Origin of the sequence: Gabonibacter massiliensis (assembly GCA_001487125.1) — a bacterium.
Lineage (GTDB): Bacteria > Bacteroidota > Bacteroidia > Bacteroidales > Marinifilaceae > Gabonibacter > Gabonibacter massiliensis.
In genome coordinates, this window is sequence record LN913013.1 from 1,055,662 (window position 1) to 1,073,900 (window position 18,239).

General features: G+C 43.2%; 14 protein-coding genes. 10 read left to right on the forward strand and 4 right to left on the reverse strand.

The genetic code is table 11. The features are described 5' to 3' along the window. Positions 1-406: 406 nt before the first annotated feature. Complete coding sequence (gene fdxA / locus BN3283_RS08735) at positions 407-577, forward strand: 4Fe-4S ferredoxin (protein WP_071595998.1); 171 nt, start codon at positions 407-409, stop codon at positions 575-577. 45 nt (positions 578-622) lie between these two features. Here fdxA and BN3283_RS08740 read toward each other — a convergent pair whose 3' ends face one another. Further along, positions 623-1,165 carry a 5-formyltetrahydrofolate cyclo-ligase gene (locus BN3283_RS08740; RefSeq protein WP_041504247.1) on the reverse strand — a complete coding sequence of 181 codons (543 nt, stop codon included), beginning with the start codon at positions 1,163-1,165 and terminating at the stop codon, positions 623-625. Positions 1,166-1,373: 208 nt separating this feature from the next. On the opposite strand from BN3283_RS08740, the gene BN3283_RS08745 reads away from it, so the two are divergent. After that, on the forward strand, positions 1,374-2,957 hold the full coding sequence (locus BN3283_RS08745; protein ID WP_059026406.1) for an NAD+ synthase: 1,584 nt from the start codon (positions 1,374-1,376) through the stop codon (positions 2,955-2,957). Positions 2,958-2,973: 16 nt separating this feature from the next. Further along, the gene (locus BN3283_RS08750; RefSeq protein ID WP_059026407.1) at positions 2,974-3,693 is read left to right on the forward strand and encodes a Crp/Fnr family transcriptional regulator; all 720 of its coding nucleotides are present in this window, start codon (positions 2,974-2,976) and stop codon (positions 3,691-3,693) included. A 120-nt stretch (positions 3,694-3,813) separates the two neighbouring features. On the opposite strand, the gene BN3283_RS08755 is transcribed toward BN3283_RS08750, so the two are convergent. Both BN3283_RS08755 and prmC read right to left on the reverse strand, forming a co-directional pair. Further along, positions 3,814-4,263, reverse strand: coding sequence for a regulatory protein RecX (locus BN3283_RS08755; RefSeq protein WP_059026408.1), 450 nt, complete (start codon positions 4,261-4,263; stop codon positions 3,814-3,816). A 42-nt stretch (positions 4,264-4,305) separates the two neighbouring features. Beyond that, complete coding sequence (gene prmC / locus BN3283_RS08760) at positions 4,306-5,157, reverse strand: peptide chain release factor N(5)-glutamine methyltransferase (RefSeq protein WP_059027221.1); 852 nt, start codon at positions 5,155-5,157, stop codon at positions 4,306-4,308. Between the two features lie 109 nt (positions 5,158-5,266). Between prmC and cls the strand changes: the two genes are divergently transcribed. The 3 genes from cls (at position 5,267) to BN3283_RS08775 (ending at position 10,568) form a co-directional block, all read left to right on the forward strand. After that, positions 5,267-6,721, forward strand: a complete 1,455-nt coding sequence (gene cls, locus BN3283_RS08765) for a cardiolipin synthase (RefSeq protein ID WP_059026409.1) — start codon at positions 5,267-5,269, stop codon at positions 6,719-6,721. A gap of 103 nt (positions 6,722-6,824) precedes the next feature. Further along, positions 6,825-9,272, forward strand: a complete 2,448-nt coding sequence (locus BN3283_RS08770) for a bifunctional UDP-N-acetylmuramoyl-tripeptide:D-alanyl-D-alanine ligase/alanine racemase (protein WP_070807468.1) — start codon at positions 6,825-6,827, stop codon at positions 9,270-9,272. An 18-nt stretch (positions 9,273-9,290) separates the two neighbouring features. Beyond that, on the forward strand, positions 9,291-10,568 hold the full coding sequence (locus BN3283_RS08775; RefSeq protein WP_059026410.1) for a M64 family metallopeptidase: 1,278 nt from the start codon (positions 9,291-9,293) through the stop codon (positions 10,566-10,568). Between the two features lie 244 nt (positions 10,569-10,812). Here the strand turns inward: BN3283_RS08775 and BN3283_RS08780 are convergent, their stop codons facing one another. Then, complete coding sequence (locus BN3283_RS08780) at positions 10,813-13,173, reverse strand: sensor histidine kinase (RefSeq protein ID WP_286137616.1); 2,361 nt, start codon at positions 13,171-13,173, stop codon at positions 10,813-10,815. 45 nt (positions 13,174-13,218) lie between these two features. Here BN3283_RS08780 and BN3283_RS08785 point away from each other — a divergent pair, with 45 nt between their 5' ends. From BN3283_RS08785 to BN3283_RS08800, 4 genes are read left to right on the forward strand one after another with little or no spacing between them, the layout of a single operon-like run. Next, positions 13,219-14,646, forward strand: a complete 1,428-nt coding sequence (locus tag BN3283_RS08785; RefSeq protein ID WP_059026412.1) for a glycosyltransferase family 2 protein — start codon at positions 13,219-13,221, stop codon at positions 14,644-14,646. Further along, the gene (locus BN3283_RS08790; RefSeq protein ID WP_059026413.1) at positions 14,643-15,620 is read left to right on the forward strand and encodes a DUF4922 domain-containing protein; all 978 of its coding nucleotides are present in this window, start codon (positions 14,643-14,645) and stop codon (positions 15,618-15,620) included. Before BN3283_RS08785 ends, BN3283_RS08790 begins: the two co-directional genes overlap by 4 nt. Before the next feature lie 3 nt (positions 15,621-15,623). Further along, positions 15,624-16,949 (forward strand): SpoIID/LytB domain-containing protein, encoded by a 1,326-nt coding sequence (locus BN3283_RS08795; protein ID WP_059026414.1) that lies wholly within the window; start codon positions 15,624-15,626, stop codon positions 16,947-16,949. Further along, positions 16,942-18,219 carry an MFS transporter gene (locus BN3283_RS08800; RefSeq protein WP_059026415.1) on the forward strand — a complete coding sequence of 426 codons (1,278 nt, stop codon included), beginning with the start codon at positions 16,942-16,944 and terminating at the stop codon, positions 18,217-18,219. The genes BN3283_RS08795 and BN3283_RS08800 overlap by 8 nt, the downstream gene beginning before the upstream one ends. The last annotated feature ends 20 nt before the right edge of the window (positions 18,220-18,239 follow it).

Genomic DNA, 18,239 nt, shown 5'->3' on the forward strand with positions numbered 1-18,239 from the left:
TTCTCAAAATTTTGCCGCAAAGTTAAAGAAATAATGACAAAATACAAATCCTTTTTCCTTATACCGTGAAAATATATAACGCACAATCATAACTCGGATTGCCTGACCTCGTTCAAAACGCATTTTATCGTACCGAGTCTGTATCCGCCATCATCAGGCGAAAGAATATCCCGAAAGAGCCGAATAGCTGAATCGTTTATATTTATACTACCAATCAACACGCTATAAACTCATTACAACTTCATAAATCCGAGATCACGTGAATATAGAATCATTGTAAAAATCCCAAAATAAAGAATAGAACAAATCTAAATTCAATGATTTTGGTCTTTTTATAAGCAAAAAATTTTTTGTTTCAATTATAGATTCTAATTTTGCGGCATTATTAACAAAAAAATTTATAGAAATGGCTTACGTAATATCTGATGATTGTATTTCTTGTGGAGCATGTGAATCAGAGTGCCCTGTTGGAGCAATCTCTATGGGTGATGATCACTATCAAATCAATGCTGACGAGTGTATCTCTTGTGGAGCATGTGCAGGAGTATGCCCTGTTGGAGCTCCGAAAGAAGCTTAATCATCATAAAAAAAGATTCAAAAACCGTCTTTAAGGACGGTTTTTTTATGCCTCATGGATTACTTTATCCATTCTCACGTCCAATTCGTCTACCGGAACACGCTTCAGAAATTGGAAATTGAAGCATACCCCTATTTTTTTAGCTACGTGCGTCTCCTTCAGTATTCGATCGTAATATCCGCGGCCGCGGCCCAACCGATTCCCTTGTGCATCAAAGGCTACCCCGGGCACAACGATCAGATCGATAGAAGAGTAATCCGTATATAACTCACCTTGTGGCTCCAATATTCCGAAACTTTCTCCGGGAGCAAGAGAATCCACCCCTTTAAACATTCGTAACTCCAAAATATCCCCTTTCACGCAAGGCAACAAAATAACCTTCTTATCCGCCCATTTACAAACAAAATCGTGCGTATACACCTCATCATCCATAGACCAATACAGCAAGACGACCTCGGCTTGTTCAAACGAGGGGTCTTTCTCCAACTGATCCCAAATGGAACGGGACATCTTCTTCTTCTCATCCAACGCATAACGGCTCTTTATCTCCTTGATCTGTTTCCGGATCTCTTTTTTTTCTATCATCATAAACTTATACAAATTTCTATCGTTATTTCAGCCCAAAATTCGTAAATTTGCCTCAGGAAAACAAAATTCATCCGTCATAAACAAAAAAAAATTACCTGTGACAGGTATAACGGAAAAGACAGCTAAAAATCTTAATCCTCGTAACGGAAAAGATTGATTTTATAAACTTAAAACAGATCGTGCTGCCCGGCAGTACAATGAAGGAATTATGAAAATAGCAATACCCCAGATCGATTACCACATCGGTGATATACAGAAAAATCAGGAGCTTATAATAAAGGCTATCAAAAAAGCGAAGTCGATGAAAGCAGATCTTGTCGTATTCCCGGAACACGCCGTATGCGGGGCTTATCCTCAGGATCTGTTCGAAAAAGAGTATTTTGTAAACGCTTGCCGGATCAGTATCGAGAAAATCGCCGAGGCCTGCGATTCCATAGCCGCTTTAGTAGGATGTCCCAATCTCGATATAGAAGACGGTATTCTGTACAACGCTATCTTTTTCATGTACAATAAGGAAGTTCGGGGAGGAGCCAACAAAACCATCCTTAGCGATTACGACGTATTCGACGAGAGTCGCTATTTCATTGCGGGGGAAGAAAATACAGCCATCCGTTATAAAGATCAGAATATCCGGGTCATTTTTGACGAATACGAAGCAGAAAGTATCCAAAAGACGGACTCGCTCATCATCCACGTGGGTGCGACACCTTTCACGACCGAAAGTTGCGCCTACCGGAAAGAGGTTTTTGCTTCCATGGCCAAAAAGCAAAAGGCCCCCGTCATCTCTTTAAACCACGTCGGTGCGAACACTTCCCTTATCTTTGACGGCAATACGTTGGTATTTAACGCACAGGGTATCCTAACACACCGATTAAACGCTTTCGAAGAGGATTTTCTGCTGGTCGATACTTTTCAACTGGCCAAGAGTAAGCCTCTCCAAGAGAAATTTCCGGAAAAAATACAATTGATTCACGATGCTTTAATCTTAGGAATAAAAGATTATTTCAAAAAAAATAATTTCACCAAAGCCATCTTAGGTCTTTCCGGCGGTATCGATTCCGCTGTCGTCGCCGCCTTGGCCGCAGAAGCTATCGGGAGTGAAAATGTAAAGGGAATATTAATGCCCTCCCACTACTCCACGGATCATTCCGTGAAAGACGCCATCGACTTGGCGAAAAATTTGCATATACCTCACGAAATTCTACCCATAAAAGAGATATACGACTCCTTTTTAAACACTTTAGAGCCCGTGTTCCGGGATTTACCCTTCAACGTGGCGGAAGAAAACCTTCAGGCACGTGTCAGAGGCTCCCTGGTCATGGCCATGTCGAATAAATTCGGAAACATCTTATTGAACACATCTAACAAAAGCGAAGCGGCAGTAGGCTACGGAACTTTATACGGAGATCTATGCGGATCTTTATCCGTTCTGGGAGACGTATACAAGACGGAGGTATTCCAATTAGCCCGGTTCATCAATCGGGAACGGGAAATTATTCCGGAAAACACCCTACTAAAACCGCCTTCGGCAGAACTCCGCCCCGGGCAAAAAGACCAGGACTCTCTTCCCGACTATCCCGTATTGGATGCCGTATTAAAGTTATACATAGAAGAGAACCTGTCCGAACAGGAGATCATTGCTCAAGGATTTGCCCCGGAGATCGTAGAAAAAACAATCACGATGGTAAACCGGAACGATTACAAAAGGGCACAATGTCCTCCCATTTTAAAAGTCAGCAAAAAAGCTTTCGGAAACGGACGCCGTATGCCTCTCACTGCCAAACTAACGTAAATAACCGACCCAACCTATGAGAACAATCAAAGACAAGGAATTACACGAAAAATATTGCAATATTTGTATCGATAGCCCTAATTCTCTCTTTGCCGATTTGGATGAAAGCAGCAAGAGCATTATCCGGCAAACCAGTATCTGTAAAAGTTATAAAAAAGGAGATCTGATATACGAGGAAGGAAATAAACCTTTCGGTCTGATTTGTTTGATCACCGGAAAAGCTAAAATCATCAAAAAAGGTGTATCGGGGAGGGATCAGATCGTACGTATGGCCAAGCCCGTCGGTTTCATCGGCTATCGCGCTTTTTTTGCCGAAGAAAACCATATAGCATCCGCCGAGGCCATAGAAGATTCCATCGTGTGTATCATGAAAACCGAATTGATTTTCGGCATCGTCCGAAGTAACTCCGATGTAGCCATGAACGTGATCCGCGCTTTAGCCACCGACCTCGGTTTTTCCAACCGCCGGACCGTTACCCTGACGCAAAAACATATCCGGGGACGGTTGGCCGAATCCCTACTGGTATTGAAAGAGACTTACGGATGCGAAGATGACTGTCAAACGTTAAAAGTTTGCCTTTCCCGGGAAGATATCGCCAATCTCTCCAACATGACTACTTCCAACGCTATTCGCACACTATCGAATTTTGCCTCGGAAGGTATCGTGGAGCTGAACGGCAAACAAATAAAGATCACCGATATGGAAGCCTTGGAAAAAGTCAGTAATTTAGGATGAGTATTTTCACCTGAATTATACCGATGCACATAAGTTGAAATCACTCTTTCGACGGACAAACTTCCCTCATTCTATCCTCATCCATTTTTACGGCCGGGAAAATATGAAGTAAAATTTAAATCAAAGCTGTTTAATGCAACGGGAAACGACTTCGTAACAGAACCCCCGACCGAGGGCATAACGGAAAAGTTTGGCTTTACGTTTGCGGGGATCTTCCTCTTTCAAGCTTCGGGCCTTTTGTTTCAGCAAAGAGATACACGCCTCATCATAAGCCTCGTCGGGTAGACCGTTCAAAGCCCCGGCAACGATATGTTCCTCTATCTGCTTTTGTCGAAGCATACGTTCTATCTTCTGTTTTCCCCAACGGTTAAACCGAAACTTATCCATCGCGTAAGCCCGGGCATAACGTTCATCATCTACAAAATGATTTTTTACCAAAAAAGCCATAACTTCCGTGATATCCGTTCCCGTCAACTCCCAACGTTGCAACTTCACGATAACATCGAAACTACAATACTCTTTCTTGCTGCATTGAGCCGCAATTATATGCAAAGCCTTTTTCACATCCATTGTCCTCGTTACAAACCGATTCTGTTATTTTCTGAATTTAAGTTACCTTTTTTTAGCCCAAAGGATTCTATCTTTACCGTGTATATCCTGTTCTATCTTTATCCCCTCGTATGCCATTTCCGACAATAAATTTACCATTTCATTTCCCAATGCTTCATTTATCTCGAAAAAGAGAGCCCCTCCCGATTTCAAATGAGACATAGCAAAATCGGCAATCGTACGGTAAAACACCAAGGGATCTTCATCCGATACAAAAAGAGCCCGTTCCGGCTCATAATTCAATACGCGATTATGCATAAATTGCCGTTCCGAAAAACGGACATAGGGCGGATTGCTCACGATCACATCATAAACAGGCCAATTCTCTTCTTTCCAACGCAAAATATCCCGTACATAAAAATCCACTGTTACCCCGTTTATCCGAGCATTCTCTTTTGCCTGCCGGACAGCCTCCAAAGAGATATCGACACCTTCCGCTTCCAATCCCTCCATCTGCTTCGCCAAAGCGATCGCAATACACCCGCTTCCCGTCCCGATATCCAAAAGCCGGGCAGGCATACAAATCCCGGAATTGACCACCCGCATAACCACTTCCTCTGTTTCCGGACGGGGAATTAACGTATTTTCATTTAATTTAAAACACAACCCCATAAACTCTGTTTCACCCAAAATATATTGAATCGGTCGGTCCGTTTTCAGCTCTTCCAGTATTTGTAAAAATTTATTGATAAAGCTTTTATCTAATTGTTCGTGTTTTCTCAGATGGATTTCTATATTTGTATAATGCAAAGCATATTGAAAAATAAGAGAACAAAGAGAACGGATTTCCCTTTCGTCATAAGTATCTTTTAATACTTGCAATGCGTACTGTTGTAAATCGAAGATCGTATTCATAAGACAAAGATAACAAAATTGAACGGGAGAAAATTTGAAAATCATAAAATATACAGAAAGAGAAAGTGATTCGTAAAACAAAAAAATTGAAAAGACAAGGAGTAGCAGCATGGCGTGGACGACGATCGTATTTTATATTATCATTACTTTATATGTCATTACCGTTATTGGCGTAATGTATACCATCATCATGGAAAACAGGAGTCCAGTCAGGACTTTGGCATGGATGCTCGTCCTCAGTCTGATTCCGGGTATCGGACTGCTGTTCTACATCTATTTCGGTATGAATTACCGTAGGATTAAAATGTTCTCCATGAAAGGGCTGGGAGACTTCAAGTGGCTCCAATACATGAGTGAAGATCAAAAACAACGTATAAAAAAGACCGAACTGTTGAAAAGGGAAGACATGGAAACCGTAAAACGGCTCATGACACTTTTACTGAACAATAGTAAGGCTTTGCTTTCTCGTAATAATACGGTAGATATATTAAATAACGGCGAAGAAACCTTTAAAGCCATCTTCTTGGCTATTTCCAAAGCCAAAAAATACATCCATTTGGAGTACTATATCATTGAAAAAGGAGAATTAGGCGAACGGCTAAAAAACGTTTTGATCAAAAAAGCGACGGAAGGAGTGGAAGTGAGAGTCATATACGATGACGTCGGTTCCTGGAAACTGCCTAAAAGTTACATCCGTGAAATGCAGGCCGCCGGCATTCAGATCTACCCTTTCCTCCCTGTAAGGTTTCCCCTGTTTACGAATAAGGTAAACTATCGAAACCATAGAAAGATTGTTGTCGTGGACGGGGAGGTCGGCTTTTTAGGAGGGCTGAATTTTGCCGACCGGTATTTACACGGTCTGCCCGGCATCGGAATATGGCGCGACACGCACCTGAAGGTCCGAGGTGAAGCGGTGACTTCACTCCAGGTCGTATTTCTTATTGACTGGTATTTTGTCCGGCAAGAACTTTTACTCAACAAAGAGGCCTATCTTCCGAACAAAGGAGCAGAAGGAAGTGTCATCATGCAAGCGGTCTCCTCCGGCCCCGATAGTGACTGGACGTCCATTCAACAAGCCTATTTCACGTTGATAAATATGGCGAAGAAATACGTGTTTATCTCTACGCCTTACTTCATGCCGGGAGAAACGACCATCAATTCATTAAAAACAGCAGCGATGAGCGGTGTGGACGTACGTATCATGATTCCTTATAAATCAGACTCCCTGCTTACCTATTGGTGTACCCGTTCATATGTCGAAGAGTTATTAGAGGCAGGCGTACGGGTATTCAGGTATCGCAAAGGATTCAATCACAGCAAATTAATTATCATAGACGGACTCGTTTCGAGTGTAGGGACCGCCAACATGGATATTCGCAGCTTTGAGCAGAATTTCGAATTGAACATGATCATCTACGACCGGAACGTTAGCCGCAAGCTGGCTACGGATTTTGTAAACGACTTGAAAGGTAGCGGCGAGATCAGCATACAACAATGGAAATTCAGACCCAAGAAAGACAAGATAAAAGAGTCTCTTGCCCGTCTGTTTGCCCCCCTCCTATGACAAGCGAAAAGGATAACGGCATATAATTATTTATAACGTTCCCGACGGAAAGATATCCGATTAATTTATACTTTTGCGAATTAAAGATATTAATTATGGCCGTATGATGTACTCAATCGAAGAAATCGCCCGTGTCATCCGCGGAGACCTGAAAAAAGGATGTCCCGTAACAATAAGTGAATACGGTATCGACAGTCGTTCTGTCATTTATGCCGACCAAACCCTTTTTTTCGCTCTAAAAGGACAAAATCACGATGCGCATGATTATATTCTTTCTTTGTATGAAAACGGGGTACGGGCTTTCGTTATCCATGAGTACAGGTCCGAATTCGACCGATTGACCGAAGCCAATTTTATACGGGTAGACCATGTGTTATCCGCATTGCAACAATTAGCCGCCCACTACCGTCAACAATCGAAAGCCGAAATAATCGGAATTACGGGTAGTAATGGCAAAACCATTGTAAAAGAATGGCTTTCTCAACTTTTAATGGAAAATTACCGGGTTTATCGCAGCCCTCGAAGCTATAATTCACAGGTGGGCGTACCGCTCTCTTTGTTAGGTATAGAAGAGGAGACCGAGATCGCTGTGATCGAAGCAGGAATTTCTCAAAAAGGAGAGATGCAACACTTGGAACAGATGATCCGCCCGGATATAGGCCTATTTACTCATATCGGGGAGGCCCATGATGAAAATTTCACCTCGACAGAGGAAAAACTAACCGAAAAAGCCAAGTTATTTACCTCCTGCAAAACTCTCGTCGGGCAAGCCGGAGAAGTACTGAAATTCATAAAAAAACAACTCCCGGACCGAGTACGGCTCTTTCTTTGGGGGGATAGCCCGGAAGCAACCGTAAAAACCGAAACATTGGATATCGACGAAAAGAGTCGTCAAGTAAGAATCACACACGGAGACATCTCGTTCTTACTCACGATACCGTTTCCGGACGCCGCTTCTTTCGAAAATACGATGAATGCCGTTTGCGTACTATTACTCAAAGGCATACAACCAAGCTCCATCACCCGGCTCGTAAAACATCTCTCCTCTATAGCCATGCGTATGGAGATAAAGGAGGGTATCAACAACTGCATCCTGATCAACGATTACTACAATTCCGATCCCGCCTCCTTTCAATTGGCTCTGAATAGTCTATCCATACAGGATTCCCACAAAGAGAGGGTGGTCATCCTATCCGACTTTATGGATATAAGCGAAGACAAACAGACGCTGTACAAGAGTATTGCCATGCTGTTACAGCAAGCAAAAATATCCTGTTTCATCGGCATCGGGAAAGAATTAAGAGAGTATCAGCACTACTTTACCGTCGACAACTCCCGATTTTATGAAAATACCGAGCAATTTTTAAAACAGGAGAACCGGAATAATTTTAAAAATCAAGTCATATTGATCAAAGGAGCCCGGCGCTTCCAATTCGAATTCATTGCCGGTTTCCTGCAAAAACAGTCGCACGGCACCATCCTGGAAGTCGACTTGGATGCGATGGTCCATAACCTGAACTATTTCCGCTCTCTCACGTCTGCCAAATTAGCGGTTATGGTAAAAGCGTTCTCATACGGCAGCGGGTCCAAAGAGATCGCTTCACTCCTTCAATATCACCGGGTAGATTACCTTATGGTTGCTTTCGCGGATGAAGGCATAGAATTACGGGCCGCAGGTATCACTCTCCCTATTGCCGTAATGAATCCGGAACGGGAAGCATTCGACAATATGATCACGTTCGGATTAGAACCGGAGATTTACGCTCTCGATATTTTGGAAGATTTTGAAAAAGCCCTGGGTAAACACGGAATAAAACATTTTCCGGTACACGTAAAACTCAACACGGGAATGAACCGTTCCGGATTTGACGAAAAAGATCTGCCGGAATTACTCCGTTTTTTCAACCGCCCCCGGACCGTATATATCCGTTCTCTATTCTCCCATTTAGCCGGAAGCGACGAAAGCATACACGATGAGTTTACCTTAAACCAAATTCATCTCTTCGAAAATATGACAACCACAATCCAGGGGCGTTTCAATTATAAAATCTGGCGACATATTTTAAATTCTGCCGGCATCGAGCGTTTCCCGCAATATCATTTCGACATGGTCAGATTGGGAATAGGCTTACACGGAATCAGCTCCGATCATGCCCTCCTCAGGCCTGTCAGTACATTTAAAACGCATATCTCTTCCATTCGGGAAGTTCCAACGGGTCAATCGATCGGCTACGGACGTAAAAGCTATACCGACCGTCCTTCGCGAATTGCCGTTATCCCGGTGGGATATGCAGACGGACTGAATCGTCATCTGAGCAATCGGGTCGGCGAAGTATACGTGAAAGGGAAAAAAGCTCCGATCATCGGAAATATCTGTATGGATACATGCATGATAGATATTACCGATACGGACGCTCTCGCGGGCGAGGAAGTGGAAATATTCGGGAAACATATTCCCGTAACGGAAATAGCCGATAAACTCGGTACCATACCGTACGAGATTTTGACGGGAGTATCTTCTCGGGTGAAACGAGTATATTACAAAGAGTAAAACAATAATTTTTAATTTATGAAAAAAAGAATGCGACTATTATTTCTATCTATCCTCCTGTTTTCGGCAGGAAATAGTTTTGCACAATTCGACACCTATTTCTATAACAAAACACTCCGGCTGGATTACTCCCATTGCGGAGACAACAAACAGGATGAAATCTTCTTCGAGGGATTACGGGAAGAGCCCTATTGGGGCGGTTCCAAAACCAATTTAATCGATACTACCTTATACGGTAATTATTACCTGAATGTCTACGACCTTAAAACCAATAAATTAATCTACTCCAGGGGGTATTGCAGTCTTTTCGGAGAATGGAGAATGACAGACGAAGCCCTGACAACTCGCCGTAGTTGCCCGGAAGCCGTAACCATGCCCTTTCCGAAAGAGAATGTACGTATTGAGATTACAGCCCGGAATAAAAAAGGCGTTTTCGTGAAAAAATTCGAATACACGGTAGACGTGAACAGTTATTTCATCAGCAAAGACCGTCGCTTGGAATATCCCACTTATGACGTAATGTACACGGGTAACTCTGCCAAACGGGTGGATATCGTTTTGCTCCCGGAAGGTTATTCGGCAGACGAAATGGAGCAATTCAAAGCCGATTGTCACCAATTCGTAGAAGGGCTTTTCAGCTTTTCGCCTTACAAAGAGAATAAAAATAAATTCAACGTTCGCGCCGTTCTGGCTCCCTCGAAGGAATCCGGAGTTGATATTCCGGGTGAGTACATATGGAAAAATACGATTCTGAACTCCTCTTTCTACACCTTCGATTCGGAACGTTATATCATGACCTACGATTTTAAAAGTGTAAAAGATTTAGCCGCAAACGTTCCGTACGACTACATTTACATCATCGTGAACACGCAAAAATACGGAGGAGGGGCCATCTATAACCATTACGGCGTGAGCATATCCGGTAATTTACACTCGGCCAAAGTATACGTACACGAATTCGGGCATCTTTTTGCCGGATTAGGAGACGAATACGTGGGCGGTGCCGAATACAACGATCTTTATCCTCCCAAAATAGAACCTTGGGAACCGAATTTGACGACGCTGACCGATTTCGGGAAAAAATGGAAAAACTTAATGGATAAAAATACCCCCATCCCCACACCCGTCGACCCTGAAAATCCGACCCGATTAGGGGTCTACGAGGGAGGCGGTTACGTTTCCAAAGGCGTTTACAGACCTTGGCCCGATTGCCTGATGAACTCTCTCAAGGGTGAAGCTTTCTGTCCAGCGTGTACAAGAGCCATCCAACAACAAATACGATTTTATTCCGAATGATACCGTCTAAAAGTCCGGACATAAAATCCGGACTTTTGTGATATAATGACAGGGAATTAAAGGATTAAGGGATTGAGAGATTGAGGGATTAAAGGATTAAGGGATTAAAGGATTAAAGGATTAGGTGATTAAGGGATTAGGTGATTGACGAATTCAGGATTAAAAGCGAATCACTAAATCGCAGAATTATTCCAATTTACGATACGTGATTTAAAATTGAATAACTGAATTTTCCAGGAGCCTCTTATTCGCTTTCATTAACCGGCTGAATGTGTAACGGATGCCAGAATACGAAACGGGCTCCCTCCGTGTAATCTTTATCGACCCAGATATCTCCTCCCATCATGGTAATCGTTATCTTGGATATAGCCAATCCCAAGCCTGTTCCTTGAGCATATTCATTCAATTTCTCAAAACGTTCGAACACCTTCTTTTGTTTATCCTCCGGAATTCCGCAACCCGTATCCGATACGGAAAAATAAATTCTGCCTTCCGCCGCTTCGATTCTGATTTCCAACGTAATGCTCCCCTCTTTGGTAAACTTATTGGCATTCGACATGAGATTGATCAATATTTGTTGCAAACGCTGGACATCCGTCATCAATTCGAAACTCTCCACGGGAGATTTAAAGACATACTCCACTCGAGGAGGCTTAGCATGCCCCGTAGTCGCCATTACACTACGACACAAACCGATCACCTCACAATACTCGTAACTAAATTTCAATCGTCCTGTCTCCAAACGGGAAATATCCAAAATATCATTGATCAGGCGCAACAATAAATCCGAATTCTTTTGTATGATAGAAACATACTCTTTACGGACTTCCGCGTCGTATTCGTCAGCCGTCAACACTTCGGAGAAACCGACAATAGCGTTTAACGGAGTACGGATCTCATGACTCATATTGGCCAAAAAAGCCGATTTCAAGCGATCCGATTCTTCGGCTTTTTCCTTGGCCAAACGCAACTCCATCTCCACCTGCTTTTGTTTGGTCACGTCTTCGAGTCGGACAACCACGCCTAACAAGTTTTGTTCCGCATCAAAAACCGGATTAGCATACATATAGACATACGTATTGGAGGGATATTTGGCAATCACCTCGGTAGCCCTTCTCTCCTTCATAGCGGTCACAACCGGACAATACGTACAAGGCTCATCCAACCCTCTCAATACTTCGTAACAAACTTTTCCCGTGGAAGACTGAATATTACACTCCGGAGTCTCAAAATCTACTCCGTTGTGCCACTTCACGGTAAAATCAGGATTGATAAACTTAATTCCCGCGTTGACATTATTCAATATAAGGATATTATCCTTCTGGGCATCCTCTAACGCATCCTTCAATCGTTTGGTCCGAATATAAAAATAGAGGGAAATTAAAAAACCAAGCAATAAAATAATGAAGGTAACAGCGAAGCCGACTATCTGATACCTGTATTCTTCAAAGAAAGATATTTTCTTATTAAATAATCGAGCATGGTCAACCTGAGATTTATTCAAGAAATCATATTCCTGCAACTTCCTGTAATCGAAAACATACTGATTCGGAATAAACTGCATCTTCAGTGTCGTATCCTGTTTTTGACGTTCCCATGCCAAAGCCTGTTGAGCCAAATCTTTTCCGACCGTCCGGTACTCGGGCACGCACCCCCCCACGGCCCAATGGCCAATAGCGATAGAAGTAACGGAAAAAGCCGGAATCTTGGGATTAGCCATCATCATGGAATAGGTCGCATTCCTCATAAAATAGCCGTCATTCATGTCCACACGCCACGTTCCTAAAAGAATCACCGTATTTTCAGGCAGATTCTCAATTTTCTCATTCATGAGATAAACCGTATTCTCGCGGCCATCCAATAGAATCAGATCCAATTCGGGAAACTTTTGCATTTCCTCCCTCACGTACGCCTGCAAGGAAACTCCCCCGTAACTATTATCCGAAATAAAAGCGATATGTTTTGTCTCCGGAAAAAAATCCCGTATTAACCTTATATTCCCGACAATATCATAATCGTATACAAAACCGCTCATTTGTACACTTGTGTCCACATCTGCAAGCACATCTATACTCTCCGGTTTCCACGTACTTAAATCGACGACATTGGAATCCGGCAAGAAAATAGCATTCCGGCTGACCATACCACATACCAATGGGATATCTTTTGTAAGCTCGCTATCTAAAGAGAGATAAGAGGACCAAGCCTCCTGTCCTAAAATCACGATCAAAGAGGGACGATTTATTCCCGTATATTTCAAAAGAATTTCTTTCATGCGCGACTTCCAGGCAAGTACTTCCGAAAAACTTTTACAGTTCATGTTTTCTATGCTTACCTGAAACTTTCCGCCTTTAGTCGTGTATTCATCCAAAAATTCGGAAATATTGTTCGAGGTTTGCTGTGTCTCCGGATTGTAGGAACTGATAATCAATATCGGATGAGAAGAATCCTTCTCGCCCATAACCATCATGGGCAAGACAGACAACCCTATTATTAGTAAAATTTTTAACCTCAATCCTATTAATCGCCACATGCCGAATAGTGATAACATTCCAGCAAAGATAAATAATTCCGGAGAAAAACTAATAAAAAGAAATAAATTCATGCTAAAAAGAATATATCTTTGAGCAACATCTAAAATCATTTTTTCATGAATCGTATACTTACTTGCTTTCTGGTAGACAAGAGTGATAATATATTCTTACAAAACAAATTAGAATTTCAGTCCCAATTAGAAACTGAAAATATAATTCCATTACGGGAACCTATTCATCAAACGAATACCCTCAAAGAATTGGCTAAACAAATAAGAACTCCATTTTGCCTGTTTTATCTCAAGAATGCCCCTGTAAAGCTTGCTCCCTACGCCTTGGAACGTATGGTACAAGTAGCGGAAACGACAGGAGCGACAATGGTCTATTCCGATCATTATTCTCTAAAAAAAGGAGTATCTTTACCTCATCCTACCATAGAGTATCAAATCGGCAGTCTACGGAACGATTTTGATTTCGGTTCGTTAATCTTATTTAACACCGTAAAATTCAAACAAGCGGTCGAAAAGATTCGCACAACGTACCGGTACGCAGCCTTATATGATCTACGGCTACGTCTATCGCGGGAGGGAATGATTATCAGGATTCCTGAATTTTTATACACGGATACGGAAGAGGATCTCAGGTTATCCGGAGAAAAACAATTCGACTACGTGAATCCCCAAAACCGGGAAGTTCAAATCGAAATGGAACAGGCTTGTACGACACATCTAAAAGCGATAAATGCCTGGTTACCTCCCGAATTCGAGACTGTCGATTTGAATGAACAAAAATTCACGACCGAAGCATCCGTTATCATTCCTGTCCGAAACAGGGAAAAAACAATAGCGGACGCTATTCGTTCCGCCCTAAACCAAAAAACGACATTCGATTTCAATGTAATCGTCATTGATAACCATTCTACCGATTCAACGACAGAAATTATCCGCGATCTATCCCACGGAGACAAACGAATCGTTCATTTGATTCCCGATCAACCGCAAACAGGAATAGGCGGATGCTGGACCCATGCCATCATGCAAAACTGTTGCGGGAAATTTGCCGTTCAACTGGATAGCGACGATCTATACATCGACGATCAGGTCCTGCAACTCCTGATCGATACTTTTTACAAGCAGCAATGTGCCATGCTCGTGGGAAGTTATCGGATGGTCGATTTTAATTTAAAGGAGATTCCGCCCGGAATAATCGACCATAAAGAGTGGAGCATGGAAAACGGACACAACAATGCATTAAGAATAAACGGATTAGGTGCACCGAGAGCCTTCTATACCCCTATCCTGAGGAAAATTAAAATTCCGAATGTCAGCTACGGCGAAGACTACGCCGTAGCCCTTGCTATCTGCCGCCGGTACCGTATCGGACGAATATATACTCCTGTATACCTATGCCGCCGTTGGGAAGGCAATTCGGACGCAGATTTAACGATAACGAAGGTAAACGAACACAATACTTACAAAGACAAAATAAGAACCATCGAGTTATGGGGTCGAATCAGATATAATCTAATAAAGAAAGGAAAATGATTGACTTGGAATCTTTTTTTAAGCACCAGCTCTCCCACTGGGAAACGGCAAATAACAATTACAATCGGTTGAACGAAGTACTTTACCGCACGATAGAGTTCGACGATTTTTCAATAAAAATACAATGCAATCCCGACCGGATCGTATCGGCGACAGCACGCATCGATAGGCTATCGCTTCAATCCAGACCTTGTTTTTTGTGTAAAGAACATCTGCCTGCCTCGCAGGACAGCGTGAGCTACAACGAAAATTTCGACATACGAATCAACCCCTTTCCCATTTTCACCCCGCACTTTACCGTACCGGCCAAAAGACATATCCCGCAACTACTGGAGAATTATTTCAGAGATATGCTCTCCATGGCCAAAGATTTTCCGGATTACACGGTTTTCTATAACGGCCCCCGAAGCGGAGCTTCCGCACCGGATCATTTGCATTTCCAACTGGTCCCCAGACATTCGATGCCCTTGGAAAACGACGTGATTAATTGTTCCAAAGAGACCATACTCCCGGCTTTCCTAACCTGTCAGGAGAAGATAAGTTCCATCGCTTCGCCTGTCACTTTCAAAATCGAAAGTATCACGCGTTACATCCGAAAGAATCTGATTCTACGGACGGCAGATGAGAAAATAATGCAGACAGCCTTCCAATATCTCCTGACAGAAATAGGCAAGGTAACCCCGAACGATCCCGAACCGATGCTTAACCTGTTTGTCTGGTACGAAAACGGAGAGTGGTACGTCGTCCTGTTTCCCCGGCAAAAACATCGCCCGCGGCAATTTTTCGCGGAAGGGAAAGAACATATTCTTTTTAGTCCCGGATGTGTCGATTTCGCCGGAGTGGTGATCTCCCCCCGGAAAGAAGATTTCGAACGGTTCGACGCACCTTTGCTGTCGGATCTTTTCGGACAATTAACCTTGGACGATAACCAATGGAACAATTTAATCCGATATATCGAACACCCTAACTTATAAACTATGAGACCACATATTGAAATCGGAATACTCTTTTCCCCCTCAATCCGTTTCCATTTACACGGAGAATTCATAGAAAAAAACTCCGGAAAAACATACCGGGGAGAATACACCGTATGCAAACGACAAGAAAAAATCATATTCCGACAAGAAAAAAAAGAGGAAGTCATTCTTTCCGGTTTCACCCTCATTCCCGTAGATTATACCTCTTCCCACTTCGAATTGCTGGATGTAATCATCGGCATTCACTTCCACTGGGAACGTAAGGAAAATCAAAAATTTAAGGGCTCTCTTAAAATCATCGACGAAAAAAAACATCTTACGGCAATCAACATCTTACCTTTGGAAGATTATTTGGTCAGCGTCATCTCATCGGAAATGAGCGCCACGTCCTCACTCGAATTGCTAAAAGCACATGCCGTTATCTCCCGGAGCTGGTTGTTGGCCCAAAAAGCCAAATCTTTCCGAAGGACGGCAAATCCTTCCCGCGTACAGACGGAAACGGAATACATCCGCTGGTACGATCGGGAAGACCACCTGCATTTCGATGTATGCGCCGATGATCATTGCCAGCGTTATCAAGGAATCAGCAAAGCTTACACTCCTATTGTTTCTCAGGCCGTAGAGGCCACGCAAGGAGAAATTCTGACTTACGAGGGAGAAGTTTGCGACACCCGATTTTCCAAATGTTGCGGCGGAGTATCCGAACTTTTTGAAAACACCTGGGAACCCGTTAATCACGCGTACCTGACTAAGGTCATAGACACTCCCGTACAAACTTCGACACCCGATTTACGTCAGGAAGAAGAAGCGAGAAAATGGATATTGTCTTCTCCCGACGTTTTTTGCAACACGAAAGACAAAGCCACACTGTCCAACGTTTTAAACGATTACGATCAAGAGACCCGGAACTTCTTCCGATGGGAAGTCTCTTACGAAACGACCGAACTTTCAGAATTGGTAAAATCAAAGCTCGGGATCGACTTCGGAAGAATCGTGGAGATACAGCCTATCGAAAGAGGCGTTTCCGGCAGACTCGTGAAGGTTAAGATCGTGGGAACATTGAAAAGTATGATCATTGGGAAAGAATTGGTTATCCGTAAAGCATTTTCCGCCAGCCATCTCTATAGTTCGGCCTTTGTTGTCGAACCCCTGAAAGATTCCCGGAACAATACGATCGGATTTACCTTCAAAGGAGCCGGCTGGGGGCACGGTGTCGGACTTTGCCAAATCGGTGCTGCCGTCATGAGCGAAAAGGGATACGACTACCGGGAAATTTTAGCACACTACTTTCCGGGAACCAACCTCGAAAAAATAGACCATGAATAAACAAACCCACCCTACACGGAAGTCTTCCTGGTCGTGGATACCCACGCTCTATTTTGCCCAGGGCCTTCCCTACGTAGTTGTCATGACCTTAGCCGTTATCATGTATAAACGTCTCGGAATAGACAATACGGACATAGCTCTTTATACCAGTTGGTTTTACCTTCCTTGGGTGATTAAACCCCTGTGGAGTCCGCTGGTCGATATCATGAAAACCAAACGATGGTGGGTCGTTTCCATGCAATTAACGATCGGCGGCAGCTTAGCCTGCATTGCCCTGACCCTTCCCGGACCTAACGCCTTTCGCTACTCCCTTGCTTTTATGTGGTTATTGGCATTCAGCTCCGCCACACACGACATTGCCGCCGACGGGTTCTACATGTTAGGACTAAATACCCGACAACAGGCTTTTTTCGTAGGTATACGCAACACGTTCTACCGCCTGGCCATGCTCACCGGGCAAGGCCTTATCGTCATGTTCGCCGGATGGCTCGAAAAAACCTATTCGATTCAACTTCCGGAGGAGATCGCCGTATCGAAGGCTTGGTCGATTACTTTTTATCTACTTACCGGCATATTTCTTATCCTCTTTCTTTATCATCAATTCGTGTTGCCCAAACCCCAAGAGGATACCGCGGTTAAAAACGATGATTATCTGAAAGCCTTTTTCGACACTTTTCTATCCTTTTTCCGGAAACCGGGTATCGTCACGGCCCTGCTGTTCATGCTCCTGTTTCGTTTAGCCGAATCCCAATTAGTGAAAATCGCCTCTCCTTTCTTATTAGACAAACCGGAAACAGGCGGACTAGGGATGAGTACATTGCAAGTAGGCACCCTATACGGCGTAGTCGGCCTGATAGCCCTTATAACTGGAGGAATATCCGGAGGAGTCGTGATGGCACGCGACGGCCTCAAACATTGGATCATGTGGATGACGGCAGCCATGAATCTACCCAATTTAGTTTATCTCTATTTAGCTTATGCCCGCCCCGATAACGTATACCTTATATCTTCCTGTATCGCTATCGAACAACTCGGTTACGGTTTCGGGTTTACGGCTTTGACCTTTTTTATGATACTATTCAGTAAAGGAAAGGAACAAACGGCCCATTATGCCATTTGTACGGGTTTTATGGCCTTAGGCATGATGCTTCCCGGCATGATCTCCGGGTGGATTCAAAAAGAGGTAGGGTATCAGCATTTCTTTATCTGGATCATGCTCTGTACCATCCCCAGCTTCCTGGCCGCCCGGAAAATACATAAAAACTTATAATGGCAAATAGATTTTTGATC